General features: G+C 65.0%; 1 protein-coding gene. It reads left to right on the forward strand.

The window, feature by feature from the left end; translation table 11 throughout:
* On the forward strand, positions 1 to 240 hold a 240-nt coding region (locus Q5762_RS38720), incomplete at its 5' end, for an acyl-CoA thioesterase domain-containing protein (RefSeq protein WP_315897006.1).
* Positions 241 to 263 lie beyond the last annotated feature (23 nt).

Consider the following 263-nt stretch of genomic DNA (forward strand, 5'->3'; position numbering starts at 1 on the left):
CGTTCGATGTACGCGCTCGGCCGCACGATCAACACGACCACGCTCACGCTCACCGTCTACCTCCACGCGACCGAGGAAGAGCTCGCGGCAATCGGCGACGACTTCATCCTGATCGAATGCGACGGCCGCGTCGGCAGCCGCGGTGCCTCCGACGAACGCTCCAGCTACTGGAGCCGCAGCGGCAAGCTCCTCGCCACCAGCGAACAGCTCGCGTGGTATCGCGAAAGGCCGGGCAGCTAGTCCGCGATCGATGAATACACGAT

This window comes from Streptomyces sp. P9(2023), assembly GCF_032436795.1.
Lineage (GTDB): Bacteria > Actinomycetota > Actinomycetes > Streptomycetales > Streptomycetaceae > Streptomyces.